Source organism: Sneathiella chinensis, from assembly GCF_012720115.1.
Classification (GTDB): domain Bacteria; phylum Pseudomonadota; class Alphaproteobacteria; order Sneathiellales; family Sneathiellaceae; genus Sneathiella; species Sneathiella chinensis.
This window is the reverse complement of the sequence record NZ_VNWN01000002.1, coordinates 1,266,636-1,288,601: the sequence shown is the minus strand read 5'-3', so window position 1 is coordinate 1,288,601 and position 21,966 is coordinate 1,266,636. Positions and strand designations below refer to the sequence as shown.

The following is a 21,966-nucleotide window of genomic DNA, read 5'->3' as shown; positions in this document are numbered from 1 at the left end:
GGTTTTTCCCCGCTCCTATGAATTTCTGGCGGGATCATTGATCGGGAAGGTTACAATCGCAATGCGGTCGGATGTCGCAGGGCTGCGCACCCCTTTTCGCTGCGCTGCAGCAATTACAAATATTCTATATATTTCAATATTTTATAGATAGTTTTATCGAGCAACCAATTCGATCGCGACAATTTGCCACACGCCCCGTTTCAGCCCTTGCGGGAACAAAAACGGAGCGTGTGCAATCAGGTATCCGATCAGAGAGCGAGAACGTCCCGCGCCTGATTCAGGGAGACCGGCTTATCAGACAACAGAAGATTGCCAGCCTCGACCTCGAACGCCGTATCCGAGACCTTCAACGGATCGGAGGGGCGCAGGCGTGTATCCACAACCATCCGGGACAGCAGCAGACGGCGGGCATCCTTGCCCTCGGCGCCAAGGGTCGCCCCTTCTGTGGCCATCAATGTGGCTGTGGTTGCATGATAGAGCGCGTTGGACGCCTGACGGGCCAAAGTTTCATTGCCAGAGGTCGCAACCTCTTCAGCAAAGGCGGTCGCACGGTCCACAAGACCGGTCAACTCACCTGCATACTGCCCCGGCAGGTCAGAAGTATTTTTCAGCCGCGCCTTCAGATCCTCGGCAAGGTCCTTGTGCGCACCTGCCTTGGCGATGGCCCGGTTGGTGATATCCAGCGCGTTGATGTTGGATGTCCCCTCCCACAGCAGGCCGGTATAGGCATCCCGGACCAGTTTCGGGTTCACCCAATCCTCGATAAAGCCGTTACCACCGCGAATTTCAAGGGAGCCACCGGCAACCTCGATATTGTCACGGCAAGCGCGGTATTTCAGAAGCGGTGTCAGGATACGGTTCTGACGTTCCGCGGCCGCATCCCCATTGTCAGCCGCGTAAAGCTGGCTCGCCACATGCATGAACATGGACAGGGATTGCTCTGTCGGGACCATCAGTTTCATAAGCTGACGACGCAACAGGGGTTTCTGCATAATGGTTTCGCCGAACACTTCACGGTTCTGGGCGGCCACAAGGGCCTCGTTCAGACAGCGACGCATCATGCCCGCCGCGCGAACACCGTGGGACAGCCGGGACATGATCACCTGATCCATCATCTGGCGAAGGCCCGGGTTCGGTTTCGCCCCTACATCGCCAAACGCATAGCCAACGGCCCCTTCAAAAATGATTTCGCCGGACGGCATGGACTTGGTGCCCAGCTTGTCCTTCAGGCGAACGATGCGATAGCCGTTGCGGCTGCCATCTTCCAGATGACGGGGAACAGCAAAAATCGCCAGCCCCTTGTTTCCGGCTGGAGCGCCTTCCGGACGGGCCAGAACCAGCGCCACCTCGGCACCGGCGCAGGAACAGAACCACTTATCCCCGTACAGTTTCCAGACGCCGTCTTCCTGACGGGCTGTTACTTCCAGATTGGCAACCTCGGACCCACCAACCTTTTCCGTCATGAACTGGGCGCCCATATGGATTTCGTCCATGTCCTGGCTCAGCATTTGCCAGCCGAACTTGTCCATCGCCTCTTTCGGGCCATGTTTTGCCAGCAGTCCGTAAGAAGTATCGGTCAGCGAGATGGGGCACATCATGCCGAATTCTGACTGACAGAACAGATAGGTGAAAACATATTTCGCCATGGGTGGCATTTTTTCAGGCCATCCGTGAACCCCTGCCTTGTGGGACATGCAATGAATGCCAAAGTCCCCATAGGCGATTTTCTCCATCTCGTGATAGGCCGGGTGATATTCCACCCATTCCCGGTTCCGGCCCCGCGCATCCCGCGGATGCAACACCGGAATATGCCGGTCGCAGGTGCGGGACAGATCATCAAGACGGTTCCCGGCAACCTCGCCCAACTCACGATAAACCGGTGTCATGTGGTTTTTCAGGGCATCTGGAAGATAAACATCCAGCAAAGACTGAAGGTTGATATCAATATCGAAAAAGTTCAGCCCGTGGCAGTCCGGAGCAATCCAGTCTTCCAGTTGGCGATCTTCCCGGTTTTTCAACTGATTGGAGATAAACATAGCGGTTTCGTTTTCCTTTACCTGATTACCTGTGCGTCGTTTCTGGGTCGGCTTCAACGCCGATCGGGGCTGGCGCCCATACACGCCTCCCAAATTATGAGACGAGTGTGCCGCTGACAGGCCCGCTGGACAAACGAATAATAGATCATTTATGATTGAGAAAAACTCAATCAAGTGAGCTTCCAAGATGCTTAAAATTCCTTCAATGTCTGGCTTAAAGGCCTTTGAGGCGGCCTGCCGATATTTGAGCTTCAATCAAGCAGCGGAGGAACTGAACGTTACGCCGGGCGCGGTCAGCCGCCAAATTCAAAGCCTTGAGCATTATCTGGGAAAGCCTTTGTTCCACCGGCATCACAAGCGCATCGAACTGACGGCCGTCGGGCGGCAATATTACGCGGAGATTTCCACCTCACTTGAAAAAATCGCCGCCGCCTCCAACCGCATTCGCAGTGAGCCGAGGCGCGACAAGATTTCCATCTGCGCCTATCCGACCTTTGCTATCCGCTGGCTGATCCCGCACTGGCCTGCCCTGTACAAGGCCTTCCCCGGCCTTGATATCCAGCTTACCACCTCGCTCAACCCGGCGGATTTTGAACAGGCCGGGTTTGACATTTCCATTCAGGTTCTGCCGGACGGCGAAACCAAGAAAGGGTTTGTGATCGACAAGCTGCTGGATGTGATCACCTATCCCGTATGCAGCCCGGAACTGGCGGACAGGGTTAGCGGACCACAGGACCTTGAGGCCGTGACCCTGCTGCATGAAAGCCCGCGCCCGACAGACTGGCCCCGGTGGCTGAAAACAGCCGGCATCACCACCCTGAACCCCAATCAGGGCCTCAATTTCGAAAGCAATGACATGGCCCTGCATGCCGCCCGCGAGGGGCTTGGGGTCGCCATTGCCATTGATGCCCTTGTCCAAAGCGAGGTTCGGTCCGGCCATCTTGTGCGCCTGTTCGATGTGTCGCGCCGGTCCCGTTTTCCGTTCCAGCTGGTCTCCCCGGCCCGGTCGGCCAACGACCCGACTGTGCGGGCCTTGCGGGCGTGGCTGGTGGCAGAAGGGGAAAAGTCCAACCGGGCATCACAGTAGCGCCCACGACAAATTTCTGATATGTAGCCCGGCAGAAAAGCAAACAAAGCAACAAACAAACAGTTTGAGGACAGAAGAACCAATTCTTCTGAAGATGCATGAAAGCCATCATTATTCCGGTCACCCCGTTCGCCCAGAATTGCTCTCTCATCTGGTGCGAGGAAACCATGAAAGGCGCGGTCGTCGATCCCGGCGGAGACCTGCCGCATATTCTTGATGTCGCCGAAAAGCAGGGCGTCACCATCGAGAAAATCCTGATCACCCACGGGCATCTGGATCATGCGGGCGGCACGGTCCAGCTTCAGGAAAAGCTGGATGTCCCCATCGAAGGCCCGCACGAAGCGGATAAATTCTGGATCGACCAGTTACCGGAACAATGCGCCCGCTACGGCTTTCCGCCCTCTTTCGCCTTTACGCCCGACCGCTGGCTGAAGGACGGGGATGTGGTGACCGTCGGGAACGAGACGCTGGACGTTGTCCATTGCCCCGGCCACACACCGGGACATGTGGTTTTTGTCAGCAAGAAACACAAACTTGCCATCGTCGGCGATGTGCTGTTCCAGGGCTCCATCGGTCGGACGGACTTCCCCATGGGGAACCATGACGACCTGATCAATTCCATCCGGGAAAAGCTCTGGCCGCTGGGGGATGACATTCATTTCATTCCGGGACACGGCAACATGTCCACCTTTGGGCATGAACGCCAGACCAACCCCTTTGTCGCGGACCTCAATTTCGGCTAACGGGTCCCTGTCCCGCCCGTCACGGGCGGGGCCGCATCCAGACGGAGACCGGCTCTTCCCGCCCTCTGAGGGGCATCGCCCCCTGATTTTGCAAACCGGAGGTCTTCAGCATATCCGGCTGCGAGACCTTTTGGATCACGTCGTCACTGACCACCACCGAGGCCCCCAGTTGGCGTGTCAGGCTTTCCAGACGGCTGGCCACATTGACCACATCCCCCAGCACCGCATATTCCAGCCGCCGTTCCGATCCGATATCCCCAAGGATTGCCACCCCGGCATGCAGCCCGATGGACAGGATAACAGGTTGTTCGCCCCGGGCGGCCCGTTCCGCATTCCACTCATCCATTAACGTCTGCATCCGCACGGCGCAGGCAATGGCATTGTCTGCATCCTCCGGTGATGGGTCGGGGGTGCCGAAGGTCGCCATAAGCCCATCCCCAAGGAATTTGTCCAGCGTACCGTGAAATTCAAAGACCGCGGTTTCCATGCGGGCATGAAACTGACGCAGCAGGGTTACCACACGCTCCGGGTCCTGATTTTCCGCCATTTTGGTAAAGCCGACAATATCCACGAACATGACCACCACATCCTGCTCCCGCACCTCGCCAAGGGGCTGGTCGCGCTCGGCCAGATGGTCCACAATTGTCGGGGCGAAGTGACGGGCAAGGTTGGCCCGCTCACGGGCGGCGGAGGCCTGCCGGACCAGAAGGCGCTTGGACCGCCAACTGTTCAACGCCAGAATGCCCGCCACCAGAACGAATACCAGCGCTTCCTGATAGCGGATTTCCGGCACGATATAATTCAGGTCCACAAAGGGCAGGATTTCAGGATATCCATCAAGCACCTGACGAACTTTTGCGGTCAATTCGGGGATAGGGTCCTCCACGGACGCCGCCCAGAAGAAGGCTCCCAGCCACAATATTGTCGTGTATCCCGCAACGGCGAACAGGGTTTTCCACGAATAGGCCAGCGTCGCCGCCGCCAGAAAGATGAAAAAATAGGGAAAATTGCCATATTTATACATCAGGGCCACAGACCAGACTTCGTCCTTGAAGGGGTTGGGCACCACAATGATCAGGGTCAGCAACGCCAGATCCAGAAACATCAGGGCCAGTTCAAGTTTTGACCGCCCGACGCGCCCCACCTTCAACTGTGCGAACCCGTTTACAATGAAGCCCCCCAGCAAAACCTCGTAATAAAGAACCGACCAGTCCGGCATCAGATAGACAAGGAAAAACCCGACGACAACCATCGTCACGGTCCGGGCCTTGATGGCCAGAAACAATCCCTCGCGCTTGTTCTCCTCAAGGGCGGCATCCAGAAAGCGGTTTCCCTGAATATCCTCTTCATCGAAGATACGGACTTTCTCCCGGGCTCCCGATAGCGAAGCTTCTGTCATTGTCCCTCCCGGTTTCTGTTCTCTGTGCCGCAGACGGCAAATTCCCCTCGGTTGCCAGAAGATATATTATCTATGGCTGTCTATACCAAGAATAATTCAGGGGCATTGCAGCCGGATGTTATTCCCCGCGCCCCTCCGGTGGGTTGAGAAAGGCAGCCAATTCAGCCTTCATCCGCGCTTTTGCCGCCTGAACATTCTTTTCCTTCACCGGGCCAAACCCCCGGATGGACAGGGGAATGTTGGCAATGCTGCACGCCTGATCCACCGTCTCCCGCGTCACGGTATCCAGTACGGTTTCCATTGCCTGCCGGTACCAGTCAATCAGCCCCCGTTCCATGCGGCGTTCCGCCGTATAGCCGAACGGATCAAAAGGCGTCCCACGAAGTCCTTTCAACGCGGCAAGACCGGGGAACAGCCCCCGAATCCACGGCCCGAACCGGCGTTTTCCGGGATGTCCGCGTTCATCCGGGCGCTTTGGCAGAAATGGCGGGGCCAGATGATGAACGATCCGGTAATCCCCCTCGAAATGTGCCCTGATCTCTTCCTGAAAGGCCGCCCCCATATGCAGCCGCGCCACCTCATACTCATCCTTGTAACTCATCAGGCGGAACAGGCTTTTCGCGGTGCGAAGGGTCAGTTCCTCCCCCGCACCGCCCAGTGCCTTTTCCCGGTCCCGAACCTGCTGCACGAAGGCACGATAGCGGTTGGCCCAGCCCTTATCCTGATAATCGGTCAGGAAGGCAGCGTAATAATCAACCCATTCATCAAGACCTTGCGGCCCCGCCGGATGCTCCCCGGCTTCCAGCCGGTTTTCCATATCCGGGTCATGGGCAAGGATACGGCCCCAGTTAAAAGCCCGCTTGTTGGCGTCCACCGCCACACCATTCAGTTCGATGGCCCGCATCAGGGCCTCGACGGTGACCGGCACCAATCCCCGTTGCCACGCAAACCCCAGCAACAACACATTGGCATAGACGCTGTCCCCCAACAGCTTTTCCGACAGGAAATTGGCATCCACCATGCCAACCTCGGCCGCGCCCAGCAGGTCTTTCAGGATACCCTGCCGCTGCCCGGCCTTCAGGTCCGCATCGGGGTTGAGCGTAAAATCCCCCGTCGGCATGATCGCCGTATTAAGGGCGGCCCGTGTTCGCCCCCGCCCATAGGTGACCGATGCCTTTGGCGAGGTACTGACCACAAGATCACACCCGATCAACGCGTCAGCCTCTGTCTGGTCAATACGGACCTGATTGATCTGCTGCGGTGTGGCACCAAGGCGCACATAACTGATCACCGGCCCGAATTTCTGGGCAAAGCCCATAAAATCCAGAACCGACGCGCCCTTGCCTTCCAGATGGGCGGCCATGGTGACAAGCTGCCCCACGGTGATCACGCCGGTCCCCCCGACCCCGGTGATGATCAGGTTGAACGGTTGTTGCAACGACAGGGGCTGCGGCGATGGCAACCGGGACAGGAAGCGATGATAATCATCCTCCCCCTCGCCCGCCCCCTCTTTGCCCTCAGGCTTTCTGCGGCGGCCCCCTTCAATCGTTACGAAACTGGGGCAAAATCCATCCAGACAGGAAAAGTCCTTGTTACAGCTATTCAGGTTGATTTGCCGCTTGCGCCCAAGGGGCGTTTCCCGCGGTTCCACCGACAGGCAGTTCGAGGCAACCGAACAATCACCGCACCCCTCGCACACCGCCGCGTTGATATAGGCGAACCGCGCCGGGTCCTCCATCTTGCCGCGCTTGCGACGACGGCGCTTCTCGGTGGCGCAGGTCTGCTCATACACAAGGGCGGTGACGCCGGGAATGTCCCTGAGTTCCCGCTGGACGGCATCCAGCCGCCCCCGATCATCGAAGGTAACCCCTTCCGGAAAATCGGATTTGCGGAATTTCTCGATATGATCCGAGACCACGGCAATCCGGCTTATCCCTTCCGCCCGCAGAGACTGGGTAATGGACGGCACACTCAGCGGTCCGTCAAACGGCTGCCCCCCGGTCATGGCCGTCGCATCATTGTACAGGATCTTGTAGGTGATATTCGCCTTGGCTGCGACCGCCTGACGAATGGCCAGAAGGCCCGAATGGTAATAGGTTCCATCCCCAAGGTTCTGGAAAATATGCCGGTTGCCATTGAACCGGGACTTGGCGATCCAGTTCACACCCTCGCCGCCCATCTGGATCAGGAACCCGGTTTCCCGGTTCATCCAACTGGCCATGAAGTGACAGCCAATCCCGGCCAGTGCCTGCGATCCCGTTGGCACACGGGTTGACCGGTTATGGGGGCAGCCGGAACAGAAATAAGGCGTTCGGGTCGCCCCTGCCACGGTGATCGGAACAGGAACCTCCCGCTCCAACTGTTTGGCCCGGGCCGTCATGTTCAGGTCCGGGAAGACCCCATCCAGCCGCCGGGCGACGATCCCGGCCAACTGGCGCGGTGACAACTCGCCCGTCCACGGGATCAGGCGGTTACCGGCCTCGTCATGCTTGCCCACCATGCAGGCGGGTTTGGACCCCGGCGTATCATAGAAATATTCCTTGAATTGGCTTTCGATGATGGCGCGTTTTTCCTCGATCACCAGCACTTCTCGCTTGCCGCGCACGAAATCTAGGGCCGCCCCCTTGGCCAGCGGCCAGACCAGACCGATCTTGTAAATATCAATCCCGATCCTGCGGGCTTCCTCCTCCCCGATCCCCAGAAGGCGCAACGCCTCCATCAGGTCCAGATGCGCCTTGCCTGTGGTGACAATGCCATAGGTGGCGTGGGGAATATCATAGATATGACGGTCAATCGGGTTGGCCTCGGCAAAGGCAAAGACGGCGTGTTTCTTGGCCTCCAGCCGTTCTTCGATCTGTGGCCCCGGAAAGTCCGGCCAGCGATAATGCAGCCCGGTTTCGGGCATGGTGAAAACCGGCTCCTTGAACTGGCGCGGGGCGGGCAGGTCCACGCTCATGCCGCTTTCAACCGTTTCTGTCGTCGCCTTGAAGCCGACCCACATGCCGCTATAGCGGGACAGGGCATATCCGTATTCCCCGAAGGACAGATATTCCGCCACGTTGGACGGGTTCAAAATGGGCATGAAAAAGGTGATAAAAGCCACATCCGACTGATACGGCATGGAGGAGGAAACGCTGCCATGATCATCCCCCGCCACCACAAGTACCCCCCCATGGGGAGACGAACCATAGGCATTCCCATGTTTGAGGGCATCCCCGGCGCGGTCCACACCCGGTCCCTTCCCGTACCAAAGACCGAACACCCCATCCACGGTCCGGTGCGGATCCGTTTCCACCTGCTGTGATCCCAGCACGGCGGTCGCGGCCAGTTCCTCGTTCACGGCGGGAACGAACTCGATTTTCCTGTCCGCAAGAAGGTCCTTGATCCGCCACAGTTCCTGATCGACCGCCCCAAGCGGTGATCCGCGATAGCCGCTGATAAAACCGGCGGTTTCCAGCCCGGCGGCCTGATCTCGCAGGCTCTGCTGCAGGGCAACCCGAACCAATGCCTGTGTCCCGGTCAGGAATACCCGTCCGGTGCTTTTGAGGTATCGGTCCGCCAACTTATAGGACGCCAGCTCCGGTCCGATCGTTATTGCATCCCTACCCATATGCCTCACCCCACATTAGAAACACATTATTAAAGATAGTGTAGCAACTTCCACCCGGACGATCTTTTCAATGCAGCCCGGAAAACGCTTGTTTTTTGGATAAAATTACCGATAAATTATAAAAATATGAAACAACATTTCGCTGCAGGGAGTATGGAGAAATGATTGATGAAACAGATACTGTCATCCTGTCGCTTCTGCAGCGGGACAGCCGCTTGACCAACAGCCAGATCGCGGCGGAAGCCGGTATCTCCCCCTCGTCCTGCTGGCGTCGTGTCAAAAGTCTTGAGACTATCGGCCTGATCAAGGGCTATGGCGCCATACTGGATCGGGGCAAGGCAGGCTTTTCCTTTTCCGCCATTCTGCATGTCAGCCTGTCCCGACAGGTTGAGAATACGGTTCAGGCCTTTGTCCACGCGGTCGAGCAACGGCCTGAAATTCTGGATTGCTTCGCCACCACGGGGGATGCGGATTATCATCTTCGGGTCGTTGTCGGGGATATTGGCGAATATAACGATTTTCTGGACAATTTCCTGTTCAGATTGCCGGGCATCGCCCATGTCCGATCCAACATTATCCTGAAGGACATCAAGTCCACCCAGTTGTTGCCGCTAAAGGGGATCGCCGCCTCGCCCCCGGAAACGCACTAACGGTTTCGGTCGATCACCAGTTCCGTGGGCCCTTCCCGGTATCTATCCAGATGCATTTCCATGCCCCCCAGCGGCGTATCAACCTGCAGGCGCACGGGCACCATTCTTGCCCCTTGGGCCGGGGCGCTGACCCAGACGATCAGGTCCCCCTGTTCCGTCAGGTTATAATCTGCGTTTTTCCGAAAGCCGCCGCGCTTGTCGATCTCCAGCTTGCAGCCCCGGGCCTGCCCCTGAAACACGGAATAGCTTGAAGGCGGGAAACTGCGCGGCTTTACTTCTGACAGGGAAACATCATACCGGCGGCGGCCATCGAAAACGGGATAGCTACCCCGGCATTCCTCCCCCCGGTCCAGCCGTCTTGAAACCTCCAGAACCATCGACAGGGGGTCGATACTGTGATGAATATCTTCAGGGTTCAGGGCCGTATACTTTGTCTTGTCGGCGGGCTGCTTTCCAAGCGGTGTTACCGAAACCTGTCCATCTGCCTGATAGGAGATCAGGTTCCCCCGCTTCTTGCCCCGCCATGCGCTTTCATGGAAATGCCCGACCGGCTTCAATCGCCCCCCCTTCTCAACCACACCCTCGGTGCGCCCCTCGGCCACCCAGTCCAGCATCCATTCCAGTTTGCGGTTGGTGATGGCATGGCTTTCAATCCGGTATTCATCCTGTGTGCTTTGGATTTCCGTATCCACACTGCCAAGATAAATGCCGCCAAGATACACCGAATGGGACAGGGAAACGGGCACATCCGCCCGCACCGGCATGGCTGCCAAAAGAAGACCGCCAGCGATCATGACGATGGCACCAGTGGCTTTGCGCATTGTCTTTCCCCCTCCCGCGTTTTTGAAAACGACTGACATAGTCTCTAATATGAGCGCGAAAGAAGGCTTTTCAATGTCAGGCGAAATAGACCGCCAGCAGATACGCGCCCAACAACAACCGATAGATCACAAACGGCATGAACCCCACCGTCTGGATCCAGCGCATCAACAGGCTGATCACGCAAAAAGCGACAGCAAAGGATATGCCGCCAACAATAAGGGCATCTGTCTCCATCTGCAGGTTTTGCTGGCTATACAGCTTGATCCCCGCCACCAGCCCCGCCCCGACAATGACCGGAATGGACAGCAGCATGGAAAACCGGGCGGCTTCCTTGCGCTCAAAACCGCTCAGCAGGGCCGCCGTCATGGTCACACCGGACCGGCTGGACCCCGGAATAAGGGCAAAAACCTGAAAAAAACCGATAAACAGGGCATCAAACCGGGTCATCTGGTCCAGCGTTCTGGTCCCCTTGAAGCGCCAGTCCGCAAATCCCAGCAGGACCCCGAAAAGAATGGTCGTGGCCGCGATCACCAGAAGCGATCTGAAATCAATCATGAACAGATAGAACAGAAGCCCGCCTGCAATGACTGCGGGGATGGACCCCAAAATCAGATGGCCAATCAATCGCCGCCCGAGTTCAGGACTGTCCCCCCGATTGAACAGGGCTTGCGTCATCCCCCAAAGGTCCGACCGGAAAAACAGAAGAACCGCCAGCAAGGTGCCCACATGGGTTGCGATATCCAGCTCCAGCCCCTGATCGGGCCAGTCTGTCAGAAGGGGAACCAGCAGCAGATGCCCACTGGAGGAAATCGGGAGGAATTCTGTCACGCCCTGGACAACCGCCAACACGATAATCTGCAATAAAAGCACTGAAGGCCCTTCTTCTTGGTTCGCCGCGTAAAACAGGGCTAGCCCCTGCCGATCAGGCATCTTGTTGGAGCGGGCCGAATGCCCCTTTCACAGGCATAGGCGCCTTACAGAAAAGAGACAGTCAAACACGCAGGTTGTTCACTCATTCCCTGCTTCTACCATGGCTTTGTTTATCCAATCCAGCGTGGTTTGAAACATCAGGGCAAATGTTTACAAGTCATGAGGAAACTAGAGCGGCGCACACCGCCTGCCAAGGCCCTTGTGCGGCAAAAAGAACCTTAAAGATCGGCCAGCGAAAGACTTGCAGGCGCCGGCCCCTCGCGAACCAGTTCAACCACAAGACGCTGATCCGTATCCGGATCAAGGCTGTCAAAGGGGTAACAGGTAATCAGGAATAAAGACCCATCCGTTTGTCCGACGGGCAAGTAAAGGTTGTCCGCATCGGCGATAAAACGCTTCGATACCGTCCAGCTTTCCGCCTCTTCCCCCAGCTTCTGGAAGGAAAACACATCGCCCGCCTCAACGGATTTCAAAAAACGGAAATGGGTGTCCCGGTGACCGTACAGGATGGTCCGCCCCTTGTCCTCACTCAGGACCGGTCCGAACGCGAGGTTCCGCATGTTACCGCCATCCATCACGAAACGGGTCACTCCCTGCCCCGGCTCCTCCAGCCGGGCAATGGGGGCGCTATCGCCCCACCGCCAGGGTTTTACTGCCTGTCCGCTCAACTGTCCCTGTGTCCAGGCCTGCTCGATCAGGATCGGGGCGGCCCAAGCCTTTGCGGCCAGCAATCCGGCCTGTCCAAGCTGCCATGCCGCAAGGGCCAGCATCACAACAATCGAGAAACAGAACAGTACTCTTTTTACCATGTCGTCTTCCTACTCCGCCGATACATAAACATACCAATTCCGGCCATGCCGAGGGCAAGCAACCCTGCCAGCAAATTCAGTTCCATTGTCGTCGCCGTTTGCAGACCATGAATTTTGTCCCAGCTGGTTCCTGCTGGCATATTCATGGATTGCCGGACCTTCTTCAGAAAGTCCTGCTGCACCCGTGCCGGTGTCTTGTCAACGGCGACAAAACTGGTGAATTCACTCATGATCTCATGCTTCAATGCCACATCAAGAACGGCCTCCCGGACGATTGCCGGGTCCATTCCCCGCGCCCGGGCATCCATCAGGCCCTCAATCTTCTTGCGGGCCCAGTATTTGGCGATCCCGGCCTGCGGGGTTGCCTCGGCATCCTTCATTGGAAAACTGACGGCGCGCCCATCTGCATCCTCTGCCACCAGTGTCGGCGCCAAAGGCCCTTGCTCGCTGGCAGCCACAAAAATCAACGGCCGTTCCCCAAACATGTCGGACAAGGCCTGCGGATAGACGGCGGCCTCACCCGCTCCGTCCAGCCCCACATTCCGGTAACCGGGCCGGGTCATGTCCTCGAACAGTTTTTCAAGCGTGATACCAGCCGCTTCGATATTGTCGATATGCACATGGATGCCCCGGCCAAACTCCGCGGCCTTTCGCATGAACCAGCTATTGGGTGCACTGCCAAGGCCAACCGTAAACAGGCGGGCATCACCGAGTTTCCTTTCGACCAAGGAAAACATCTCTTCCTCGTTGCCAACGGCGCCATCGGTCAGGAACATGATCTGGCGATTGAATGCCGGATCGGCACCATATCCAAGCGCGGCCTCAAGGGCGGGATACATTTCCGTTCCGCTGTCGGCTTCAAGACCACTGACGAAATCCCGCCCCGCCTGCAATGCCTCAGGCGTGGCCGATTGCACCTTGCCGAACAAGGGGTAAAAATTACTGTCAAACGCGATAATCTCGAAGCGATCCTGCGGCGTCAGAAGGTCCAGCGCTTTCAGAAGCGCGGTTTTCCCCTGTTCAATGGCAGGCCCGTGCATGGAACCGGACACATCCATAACAAATGTCACATCCCGGGGAGAGACTGTCTGGCTGGCATCAAGTTGCGGCGGCGCGACCAATCCCAGCGTATAGAACACACCATCCTGCTCTTCCTGAAACAGGAAAGAGGACAGATCATTCCCCACCGGCAACCGCCATTTAAGGACAAAATCCCGATCGGCAGGCAGGGCCCCTTCCTTCAGGGTGACCTGTTTCCGGGCCCCGTCCACATCCTTCACCACAATCTGGTGGGTTGGGCTGCCCAGACTGGCGAGGCGGTTGCCGCCATTGACAATGATCGAAAAGGCCGTGGGGTTTGTGCCGCCTTCCCGGCTGTAATTCTCCTCGCGGCTGATGGCCCCGGCCTCATCCACACGGCTGCCCTCGGCAGAAGTTGAAACGGTCGTTGCCTCGAAGCTGCGCGCGGTTGCCGGCTGATAACGCGGGGTAATGGCCTGTGGCATCCGCCATGAAAGCGTGGCGCCGTCCTGTTCGGCCAATGTCTGAAAGGCGATTTCCACATTGATCGTCGCGCCCGGCTCGATATTCGCCACCCGCGTTGAAAACATGTTGGGGCGATACTGGGTCAGCAGGCTGGCGACACGCCCTTCGGCGGCCGCCTTCTCATAGGTTCTTTTGGCTTCGGCCCGTTCCTGAATTTCCGACTGTATGATCCGCTCCCCGATCCGCAGGACCATCCGATCAACCGCCGCCCCATCCGGCAGCGGGAAATAGTATATTCCCTCCATCCAGTCCTGACCTGAATTGGAAAAGGATTGCGACACAACGGTCCGAACAATCGGCCCGGTCACAACAGACTGGATGCGGGTGGAGAGAATATCAGCCTGAACGGGAACGGCAGGGGTCTGCCCTTGCTCCACATACAGGCGGTCCATGGGAACCATCACCAGTTCGGAAAAATCATCAGCGGCGCGGGCGGAACCGATCCCGACACCGATCAGAAGCAAGCCAACCAGATTAAAGACAATCAGCACCTTCAGAAGACTGGAAAAGCCATTCCGCAAAGAGAAGTAATGCGCAATCCCTTCCAACCAATCGGCGGAGTTTTTATATTTTTTTTGTGTTTTCATTGCCATCATCATCGTGCTGATCCTGATTTTTACCAGGCTGCAGAATGACAATGAATTCGGGCAGATCTTTCACCTCAAAAAGGCAATATAAAGGTCAATTTGTGGCACCGGTCACAGGGCGCCCTGCCCAGCGGGGCTTTTTCATCCCCTTTATTTCCTGCCTCTGACACTGTCTTCAGGCAAAAAAACCCCTTCCACAGTGGCCTCTGCGAAAGGGGTTTTCAATTGAAGAATGCCTTGTTAAGCCTTGCTGGCCAACGAGAAATTCAGGATTTTATAGGCCAGTTTGGCGGCCAAGAAATTCGGGGCGTGATATCCTTCAATCGGGGCCAGTTCGTTGATATCGGCCCCCACAATGGTGCCGATTTCAGACGCCGCCCGAATGATGGCCATGGCATCGCTCCAGAAAACGCCGCCCGGCTCAGGTGTGCCGGTTGCCGGCATCAGGGAACTGTCAAATCCATCCAGATCAAAGGTCAGATAGATATTCCGTCCCTTCAGGGATTTGACAATCTCAGCCACATCCCACTGGTCACGATCCTTGCCCCAGTGAATAGTGATCCGGTCCCGGTTCTCGTCAAGGAAGGGAATTTCCTCGGCAGAGATGTTGCGGATCCCGATGGAGACAATTGGCACCGTCGGATGATCCAGAACCCGGCGAATGGCCGCAGCATGAGAGTAATGCTCCCCTTCGTAGCCGTCCCGAAGATCGGCATGGGCATCAAAATGCAGGATGATCAGATCATCATAATTTTTCAGGAAAGGCCGGATCGCCCCAGGTGTGATGGAATGTTCCCCCCCAAAAACGAGGGGGAATTTTCCATCTTGCAGGACCGCCGTGGTGTGCGCTTCCAGTTCATCAAGCGCCGCCGGAATATTGGTTCCATCCACGGTTTTCTCGGCCAGGGTGACAACGCCGTAATCACGGAAAGCCTCTTTCCAGAACTCCTCATCGAACAGTTCCACCTGATGGCTTGCCTCGATCATGGCCGCCGGGCCGAGGGCGGTTCCGCCCCCATAGCTGACGGAAGCCTCAAGGCCGTAGGGGATCACAACCGCACGAGCCTGCTCATACGAAACGGCATCCTCATCCGCAAGGCCAAGAAAGCCTTCCTCGGGAGGCAGGATATCAAAACGGTTCGACATGGATCCGTTATTCCTTACTTGAACAGGTTCGCAAAGTTACGGCGAGGACGGTTCTTCCACGCACCGCGGTGATAGGCGTCAGACGCCAACAGCGGAATAACGGAAGAAGCCTCGGCATAGACCATCTGTTCCCAGACGGTATCAACCTTGCCCCAGCTTGATGCCTCTTTCAGGGTGGAAGAGGAACAGGCGCCATCGCGCACGTCCGCAACCGTGATCTGAACGGCATATTTGTGCATCTCGACATCCTTGCCGAGGATTTCAGCACAGACAACGGTATCCTGAACGAAGTTCTTGGGCACACCGCCGCCCACCATCAGCAGCCCGGAAGAGCCGGAAGCAATCTTGATGTCGGTCAGTTCGCGGAAGTCCGCAACGCTGTCGATGCTGAGATAGTTGCCCGGATTCTCGACCTGATGCTTGACCAGACCAAAGCCTGCGGAACAGTCAGAGAAGGCCGGCACAAAGATCGGCACATTATGGTCGTAGCAGGTCTCGATCAGGGAGCCTTTCTTGACGGAATTTTCTTTCAGCCAGCGGCCCATTTCCCAGATGAACTCACGGGAGGAATAGGGGCGGCGCTCCAGACCATCGGCGATGATCTTGATGCTTTCGTCACAGGCCTGCAGTTCTTCCTCGTCGATATAGGTATCGTAAATCCGGTCGATATACAGATCGCGCAGCTTGCCGTCATCCATGAACGGATCGCCCTGATAGTGGCTGTATCCAAGGGCTTCGAAGAAGTCCATGTCAACAATGGAGGCACCGGTGGAAACAATCGCATCCACCATGCCTGCCTCGACCAGATCGCGATACACATGCATACAGCCACCAGCAGACGTGGAGCCAGCCAGCGTCAGGAAGATGGCGCAGTCGGGTTCCTCGACCGCCATGTTGAAAATCTTTGTGGCCCGCGCAAGATCGCGTGAGGTGAAAGCCATCTTGTCCATAGCCTCGACGATCGGGCGGGCATCAAAGGACTTGATGTCGATATGCTCAACTTTCTTGGAAAGCAGGTCTGCTTTCTCGTTGCTGCGTTTGGAGTCTGTCATAGTCTTCTCGATTTCAAAAATTTGTTGTTTCAGCCAATGGCGACCATGGTTTCGGAATAAAATCCGTTGAACCGGGTCTGCATGGCATATCCGTATGCCCCCAGGTGACGGAAGATAACCCAGTCCCCTTCGGCAATGTTATCTGGCAATTCGAACGGGCCTTCCATCTTGTCGCAACTGTCGCAGGTGGGCCCATAGAGGCGGAACGGCAATGCGCCGTCGCTCACCTCGGCCCCGTCCATCTTGCGCAGTTCAAGCGGATAGGTCCATCCCGGAACACCGGCATCAAACAGGGCGCCATAAGTTCCGTCATTCATATACAGGGCCTGCCCCTTGCGCATTTCAACGCGGACGGCCACCGCCCCGGCTTCGGCAACCAGTGCCCGGCCCGGCTCACAGTACAATTCAAGTGTGTCCAGACCATGTTCGTCAAGGGCACGATGAATGGTATCAAAATAACCTTCCAGCAAGCCCGGTTCCATCCCCGGATAGTAAACCGGGAAACCACCGCCGATATCCAGCTTGTCGATGGACACCCCGGAAGAGGACAACATGTTCGCAATCTGGCTGAGCGCCTCGCTGTAGGCGGCAGGGTCCATGCATTGCGATCCCACATGGAAGGTCAGGCCAACCTTTTGAGCATTCTGCTGCGCCCGCTGGATCAGCAGCGGGGCTTCCTGTACCGGAACGCCGAACTTGTCGCTAAGCGGATAGGCCGCATTCACCTGATCCACGCGCACCCGCAGAAACAGGGACAGATCGGATGCGTGATCGGTTTCTTCTTCGATCTTGCGCAATTCGTCCAGACAATCGAACGCAAAGGTCCGCACCCCCAGCGCATAGGCGCCGCGAATGGCCTGCCGGCTTTTGACCGGATGCATGAAATAAAGCTCTGCCTCGGGGAACATGTTGACCACATATTCGATTTCCCTGAGGGACGCCATTTCGAACTTGCGCACGCCATAATGCCACAGCAGGTTCATGATGGCCGGATGCGGGTTCGCCTTGATGGCATACAGGCTGCTGCCCCGAAAATTATTCAGGAACAGGCTCGCTTTTTCCCGGATCTTGTCAGCATACAGGAAGTGAACGCTGTCGTTGCAATTCTCAGCGATCAGGGCTTCACATTCGTTGACGTAGTGTGGGACATCCTCAAGAGCGCGCTGAACGGCAACATCCTGAGCTTTTACAGAGTTAACAAGCTGCATTTCGGTAATCCTGATTCGAAAAACAGAACAGAAAATCGGTTTTAAACCGTAAATGGGGAAATCAGGTGCCGGTCAATACCTGGCAATGCGCGCATAATTCAATTATGCGCGGGCATATGGATTAATTCCATCAATACCGAAAAATAGTCCCGCATATCGGGCGGAAGACTGTTCTGAGACCCCTCTTCAGCGAGAGTTATGTCTCTTTTGTGCAGATTTTTCTGCCAAGAGCATCGGACCATGCCAGCAAACCCCTCAATCAATCATGCTGACATAAATCAGCACACCAACAAAGGACGATTTGCGTCGTTGCCCGTACTACCCTGGAAAAAGGATACAAGCGTCGTGGCACGTGCGCTTTAACGTCTTGAAACGACAAATGCGGTTTTTCTGGATTAAAATCAAGAAGTTTTTTTCAACATTTTTTCCGGCGCCTCCGTCAGCCGCCTCGGCAGACGGATTTCAACGGTTGTTCCTTTGCCCACTTCGCTCTCGATCCGCATCTCTCCGTCATGCATTTCCACGATTGATTTGGACAGCGGCAGGCCCAATCCCGTGCCTTCGATGGATTTTGAAACCGAACTGGAGGTACGCCCGAACGGCCGCATGACCTGACGGATTTCGGCCTCGGAAATACCGCACCCATTGTCTCGCACCAGAATGCTGAAATAATTATCTGAATCCGTATTCGTCCGGATCGAGATTCGTCCGCCCTCCGCCGTAAATTTCAGAGCGTTATTCACCAGATTGATCATCACCTGCCGAAGTTTTCGCAAATCCCCCTGAATCACCAGCCGTTTGTCCACGGCCACATCAAGGGAAATCTTCTTCTCCTCCGCCTTCGAGGCCAGCATCATGCTGGTCCAGGAAATGATTTCCTCTATCTTGATCGGCTCTTTGCGAATCTCCTCCTGCCCGGCTTCCAGACGGGAGAAATCCAGCACATCATTGATCAGGGACAGAAGATGCTGACCGGATGAATGAATATTCTCCGCATATTGTTTGTATCGCGGGCTGCCCACAGGCCCGAACATTTCCTGCTGGATCACCTCGGCAAACCCGATGACAGCATTCAGCGGGGTACGCAACTCATGGCTCATATTGGCGAGGAACAAGGATTTTGCCTTGGTCCCCTCTTCCGCCCTTACCTTTGCATCCAGCAGTTCAGCTTCCACCTGATGCTGTGCTGTCACATCCTGAATGGTTCCGTTCACAAAGGCGGGCTTGCCGTTCTCATCCAGATGGATCTGGCCGATTTCCAGAACATGGACGACGTCCCCCGACGGCTTGATCATGCGGTATTCCACCTGATAGTTCTCGCCCTTCTCGGCGGCCCATGAAACGACTGATTTCATACGTTCCATATCGTCCGGGTGAACCCGCGACAGATAGACTTCATAGGTCGTCTCAAGATTGTCCCCATCATACCCCATGATCCGGTTTGTCTCTTGCGACCATTCATAGGTCCCGGTCCGATAATCATGAATCCAGTTGCCGATATGGGCGACACTTTGGGCTTCTTCCAGCCGCTGGTTGATCTGGCGGATGGACTGCTCCCGCTCTCGCAGTTCCGTGATATCCGTCCGGAGCGCCACCACACCGCCGGACACGGTTTTGAATTCGGAAAGACGGTAAATCCGCCCATTGGGGAAAACCTGCTCCCTCGGCTCGCCCGGCTGGCGATGCTCCTCAAGGCGCTTCTGAATCCACTCTTCCGACGCCTCCTCATCCTGAAAATATCCAGACATGGTCGCCTGATGGCGGATCAGTTCCTCGAAGGTCACCCCAGGCCGAAGGATATCGTCAACATGCTCGAACAGACCGGCATATTGACGATTGAACGCAACAACCCGGTCTTCATTGTCAAAGATGATAAACGCATCGGAAATGGATTCGATAGCCTCCATCAGCAGGCGTTCGGCTTTTTCCGCATGCTGTTTGGCAATCCGCAAGTCGGCGGTCTGCCGCTTGATCATTTCCTCGCTGGATTTACGACCCTCGATTTCCCGGTTCAGTTGCGCAACAGCCGGCAGGAAACGGGCCACACCAAGGAATACCAGCGCCAAACCGGGCAGATAGCCAAAGATATCCCAGTACCGCTCGCCCTCAGCCCCATACAGGGAAAAAGTGGCAAGACGGTTGGGACCAATTAACAGAATATCATTCAGGGCGTTGAGGCTGGTCAGGGCAAGCCCCGCACACAGAAGCCGATAGGCTGACCTGATACGAGAGAGTTCCCGCTTTTGACGCAGAATATGAACCAAGCATCCCGCCAGGCAAAGGAACAAGGCAAACTCGCCAAAAATCATGAGAACAGCACCCGGTAATTAAAATCGAAACCGTTTTATACAGCTCGAATGACGAATTGGATTGGTCCGGGCCGAAATAAAATTCGACCCGCTCATGGATGCATCATACCCAACTTCCACCGCCAACACCTGAAAAATTGGAGGTAAAAAGCAGGCCTTATGCGCCCTCCAGCCCTCTCTGTGAAGAAATGCTAGAAATAAAAGGTTGCGGATATGTTAACTTTTCACATTTGACGCGGCCCTTCTGACCCCGCCTTCCTGCTGTTCAGATCAGGCTCGCTTTTCCTTCTCGCGCTCGCAGGTAATGCAAAAAGACGTATAAGGCAGGATTTCCAGCCGGGCCTGCGGGATTTCCTCACCGCAACTCACGCAGGACCCGTATTCGCCCTTCTCAAAACGGACAAGGGCACGATCAATCTGGGCGATTTCCTGTAGATAGGCATTCTCAAGATTTTCCGTCACTTCTTCCTTTTCCCGCTCCACGGCCTGTTCCGAAAAATTCTGGCTGTGGCTGGCCCGAAGCTCCTCCTCGCATTCCGCGACACGGCCTTTCAGAAATTCCTGCCGTTGCTCCAGTTCTTTCTTAATTTTTTCAAGTGACTGCATGATCGTGACTTTCTTTCTGCGGACCCGTTCCGGCCATCCCGTGGGAAATCAGTTCAAAGGTAAAACACGCATAAACTCAATCATTGATATAAATCAAAGTGGTGTATTCCCGGCCTCACTTCAATCCCCCCGTCTGTTGATCTGGAAAAATCCTTTGCCAACAGACGATTTCGTGTAATCTGAAGGGGTATAAAAACAAGAAAAAGAAAAGGAGCATCCGATGCTGAACATCGTTGCAATCATCACCGCAAAACCCGGCATGCGTTCTCAGGTTCTGGAAGCCTTCAACGCCAATGTGCCTGCAGTTCTGGCCGAAGACGGGTGCATTGAATATGGCGCAGTTATCGACGCCCCGGATATGGGCCCGTTCCAGACAAAACTGGGAGAGGACGCCTTTGCGGTTATCGAGAAATGGGAAAGCAAGGATGCCCTCATGGCCCATGCGGTGGCCCCCCACATGAAGGAATACGGCAAGAAAACCAAGGATTGGGTTGCCGACAAAAAAATCTATATGCTGAACGGCGCCTGATAAAACACCGGTTCAGGTTCTTTGGCCCTCTGTTGCGAAAGAACCTGATGACCCCTTTCCTGTTGATGGCGGACCGCTCCCGGCATACTCTTTTCAAAAAAGGAGAATGCCCCCAATGAGCACCGATAAAATCCTGACCGAGACAAAAGGTCCGGTCACGACCATCATCCTGAACAGGCCCCACGCCAGAAATGCCCTTGATCAGGAAACGACCGCCCTGCTGACAGACGCCATTCGCACCTTCGAGCAGGACGACCGGCAAAAGGTCGCGGTTCTGACCGGTGCTGGCGGGGCTTTCTGCGCAGGCGCGGACCTGAAGGAAACCTCCAAACGCACCGATTACAAGGCGTGGGCGGGCCATGTGGATGGCCCCCTTCACGCTCCCTGCAAGAAACCGGTGATCGCCGCGGTCGCCGGACATGCGGTTGCTGGCGGGCTTGGTGTTGCCTTGTGGTGCGATATTCGAATTGCCGAACAGGATGCCGTGTTTGGCGTCTTCTGTCGCCGCTGGGGCGTCCCCATGAGTGACGGCACCCCGACCCGCCTGCCCCGCCTTATCGGTATGGGCAATGCCCTCGACATGATGATCACAGGCAAGCCCGTTTCCGCAGAAGAGGCCCTTGCCATGGGATTGGCAACCCGCGTGGTTCCCACAGGGACCGCCCGTCAGGTCGCCGAGGAACTGGCCCTGCAAATCGCCGGATATCCGCCGCTGGCCATGCTGTCGGACAGGCATGCCCTCTACTATCAGGAAGGACGGGACGAAAAAGAAGCCCTTGCCGAAGAATGGCGGGGCGCACAACAGGCCATCCAGCACGAGGCCCAGCAAGGCGCCGCCCGTTTTTCAGACGGTCAGGGACGGCACGGCTCGTTCAACGATCTGGAATAGATAAAACCC

Annotated in this window: 17 protein-coding genes; 5 read left to right on the top strand and 12 right to left on the bottom strand. The window is 56.3% G+C overall.

All coding sequences use genetic code 11. From position 1 onward, the window contains the following. Window positions 1-248: 248 nt before the first annotated feature. Window positions 249-2,036: an acyl-CoA dehydrogenase family protein gene (locus tag FQB27_RS06050; RefSeq protein ID WP_169559934.1), complete on the bottom strand. Its 1,788-nt coding sequence runs from the start codon at window positions 2,034-2,036 to the stop codon at window positions 249-251. Between the two features lie 205 nt (window positions 2,037-2,241). On the opposite strand from FQB27_RS06050, the gene FQB27_RS06045 reads away from it, so the two are divergent. Next, a complete protein-coding gene (locus tag FQB27_RS06045; RefSeq protein WP_169559933.1) occupies window positions 2,242-3,123 on the top strand; it encodes a LysR substrate-binding domain-containing protein in 882 nt (293 codons plus the stop codon). A gap of 98 nt (window positions 3,124-3,221) precedes the next feature. Beyond that, window positions 3,222-3,866 carry an MBL fold metallo-hydrolase gene (locus tag FQB27_RS06040; RefSeq protein ID WP_169559932.1) on the top strand — a complete coding sequence of 215 codons (645 nt, stop codon included), beginning with the start codon at window positions 3,222-3,224 and terminating at the stop codon, window positions 3,864-3,866. 19 nt (window positions 3,867-3,885) lie between these two features. On the opposite strand, the gene FQB27_RS06035 is transcribed toward FQB27_RS06040, so the two are convergent. Continuing rightward, complete coding sequence (locus FQB27_RS06035; RefSeq protein ID WP_169559931.1) at window positions 3,886-5,265, bottom strand: adenylate/guanylate cyclase domain-containing protein; 1,380 nt, start codon at window positions 5,263-5,265, stop codon at window positions 3,886-3,888. A 118-nt stretch (window positions 5,266-5,383) separates the two neighbouring features. Beyond that, a complete protein-coding gene (locus FQB27_RS06030; protein WP_169559930.1) occupies window positions 5,384-8,875 on the bottom strand; it encodes an indolepyruvate ferredoxin oxidoreductase family protein in 3,492 nt (1,163 codons plus the stop codon). Between the two features lie 161 nt (window positions 8,876-9,036). On the opposite strand from FQB27_RS06030, the gene FQB27_RS06025 reads away from it, so the two are divergent. After that, the gene (locus FQB27_RS06025) at window positions 9,037-9,525 is read left to right on the top strand and encodes an Lrp/AsnC family transcriptional regulator (RefSeq protein ID WP_169559929.1); all 489 of its coding nucleotides are present in this window, start codon (window positions 9,037-9,039) and stop codon (window positions 9,523-9,525) included. Here FQB27_RS06025 and FQB27_RS06020 read toward each other — a convergent pair. The 9 genes from FQB27_RS06020 to FQB27_RS05980 form a co-directional block, all read right to left on the bottom strand. Beyond that, window positions 9,522-10,346 carry a DUF3108 domain-containing protein gene (locus FQB27_RS06020; protein ID WP_169559928.1) on the bottom strand — a complete coding sequence of 275 codons (825 nt, stop codon included), beginning with the start codon at window positions 10,344-10,346 and terminating at the stop codon, window positions 9,522-9,524. The two genes, FQB27_RS06025 and FQB27_RS06020, sit on opposite strands and share 4 nt — an antisense overlap. Before the next feature lie 76 nt (window positions 10,347-10,422). Then, window positions 10,423-11,217, bottom strand: a complete 795-nt coding sequence (locus FQB27_RS06015; RefSeq protein WP_169559927.1) for an undecaprenyl-diphosphate phosphatase — start codon at window positions 11,215-11,217, stop codon at window positions 10,423-10,425. Between the two features lie 278 nt (window positions 11,218-11,495). Continuing rightward, the gene (locus tag FQB27_RS06010) at window positions 11,496-12,086 is read right to left on the bottom strand and encodes a sortase domain-containing protein (RefSeq protein WP_169559926.1); all 591 of its coding nucleotides are present in this window, start codon (window positions 12,084-12,086) and stop codon (window positions 11,496-11,498) included. Then, window positions 12,080-14,218 (bottom strand): marine proteobacterial sortase target protein, encoded by a 2,139-nt coding sequence (locus tag FQB27_RS06005; RefSeq protein ID WP_169559925.1) that lies wholly within the window; start codon window positions 14,216-14,218, stop codon window positions 12,080-12,082. The genes FQB27_RS06010 and FQB27_RS06005 overlap by 7 nt, the downstream gene beginning before the upstream one ends. A 240-nt stretch (window positions 14,219-14,458) precedes the next feature. Further along, the gene (gene speB / locus FQB27_RS06000) at window positions 14,459-15,364 is read right to left on the bottom strand and encodes an agmatinase (protein WP_169559924.1); all 906 of its coding nucleotides are present in this window, start codon (window positions 15,362-15,364) and stop codon (window positions 14,459-14,461) included. Window positions 15,365-15,378: 14 nt separating this feature from the next. Then, window positions 15,379-16,416 (bottom strand): 1,9-bis(guanidino)-5-aza-nonane synthase, encoded by a 1,038-nt coding sequence (locus tag FQB27_RS05995; protein ID WP_169559923.1) that lies wholly within the window; start codon window positions 16,414-16,416, stop codon window positions 15,379-15,381. A gap of 29 nt (window positions 16,417-16,445) precedes the next feature. Further along, entirely contained in the window at window positions 16,446-17,624 is a 1,179-nt protein-coding gene (locus FQB27_RS05990) for a type III PLP-dependent enzyme (protein WP_169559922.1), read from the bottom strand. A gap of 401 nt (window positions 17,625-18,025) precedes the next feature. After that, window positions 18,026-19,888 carry a PAS domain-containing sensor histidine kinase gene (locus tag FQB27_RS05985; RefSeq protein WP_169559921.1) on the bottom strand — a complete coding sequence of 621 codons (1,863 nt, stop codon included), beginning with the start codon at window positions 19,886-19,888 and terminating at the stop codon, window positions 18,026-18,028. 315 nt (window positions 19,889-20,203) lie between these two features. Continuing rightward, window positions 20,204-20,539, bottom strand: a complete 336-nt coding sequence (locus FQB27_RS05980; protein WP_169559920.1) for a TraR/DksA family transcriptional regulator — start codon at window positions 20,537-20,539, stop codon at window positions 20,204-20,206. Between the two features lie 220 nt (window positions 20,540-20,759). Here FQB27_RS05980 and FQB27_RS05975 point away from each other — a divergent pair, with 220 nt between their 5' ends. Beyond that, window positions 20,760-21,068 carry a putative quinol monooxygenase gene (locus FQB27_RS05975; protein ID WP_169559919.1) on the top strand — a complete coding sequence of 103 codons (309 nt, stop codon included), beginning with the start codon at window positions 20,760-20,762 and terminating at the stop codon, window positions 21,066-21,068. 115 nt (window positions 21,069-21,183) lie between these two features. Then, window positions 21,184-21,957 (top strand): crotonase/enoyl-CoA hydratase family protein, encoded by a 774-nt coding sequence (locus tag FQB27_RS05970; protein WP_169559918.1) that lies wholly within the window; start codon window positions 21,184-21,186, stop codon window positions 21,955-21,957. The last annotated feature ends 9 nt before the right edge of the window (window positions 21,958-21,966 follow it).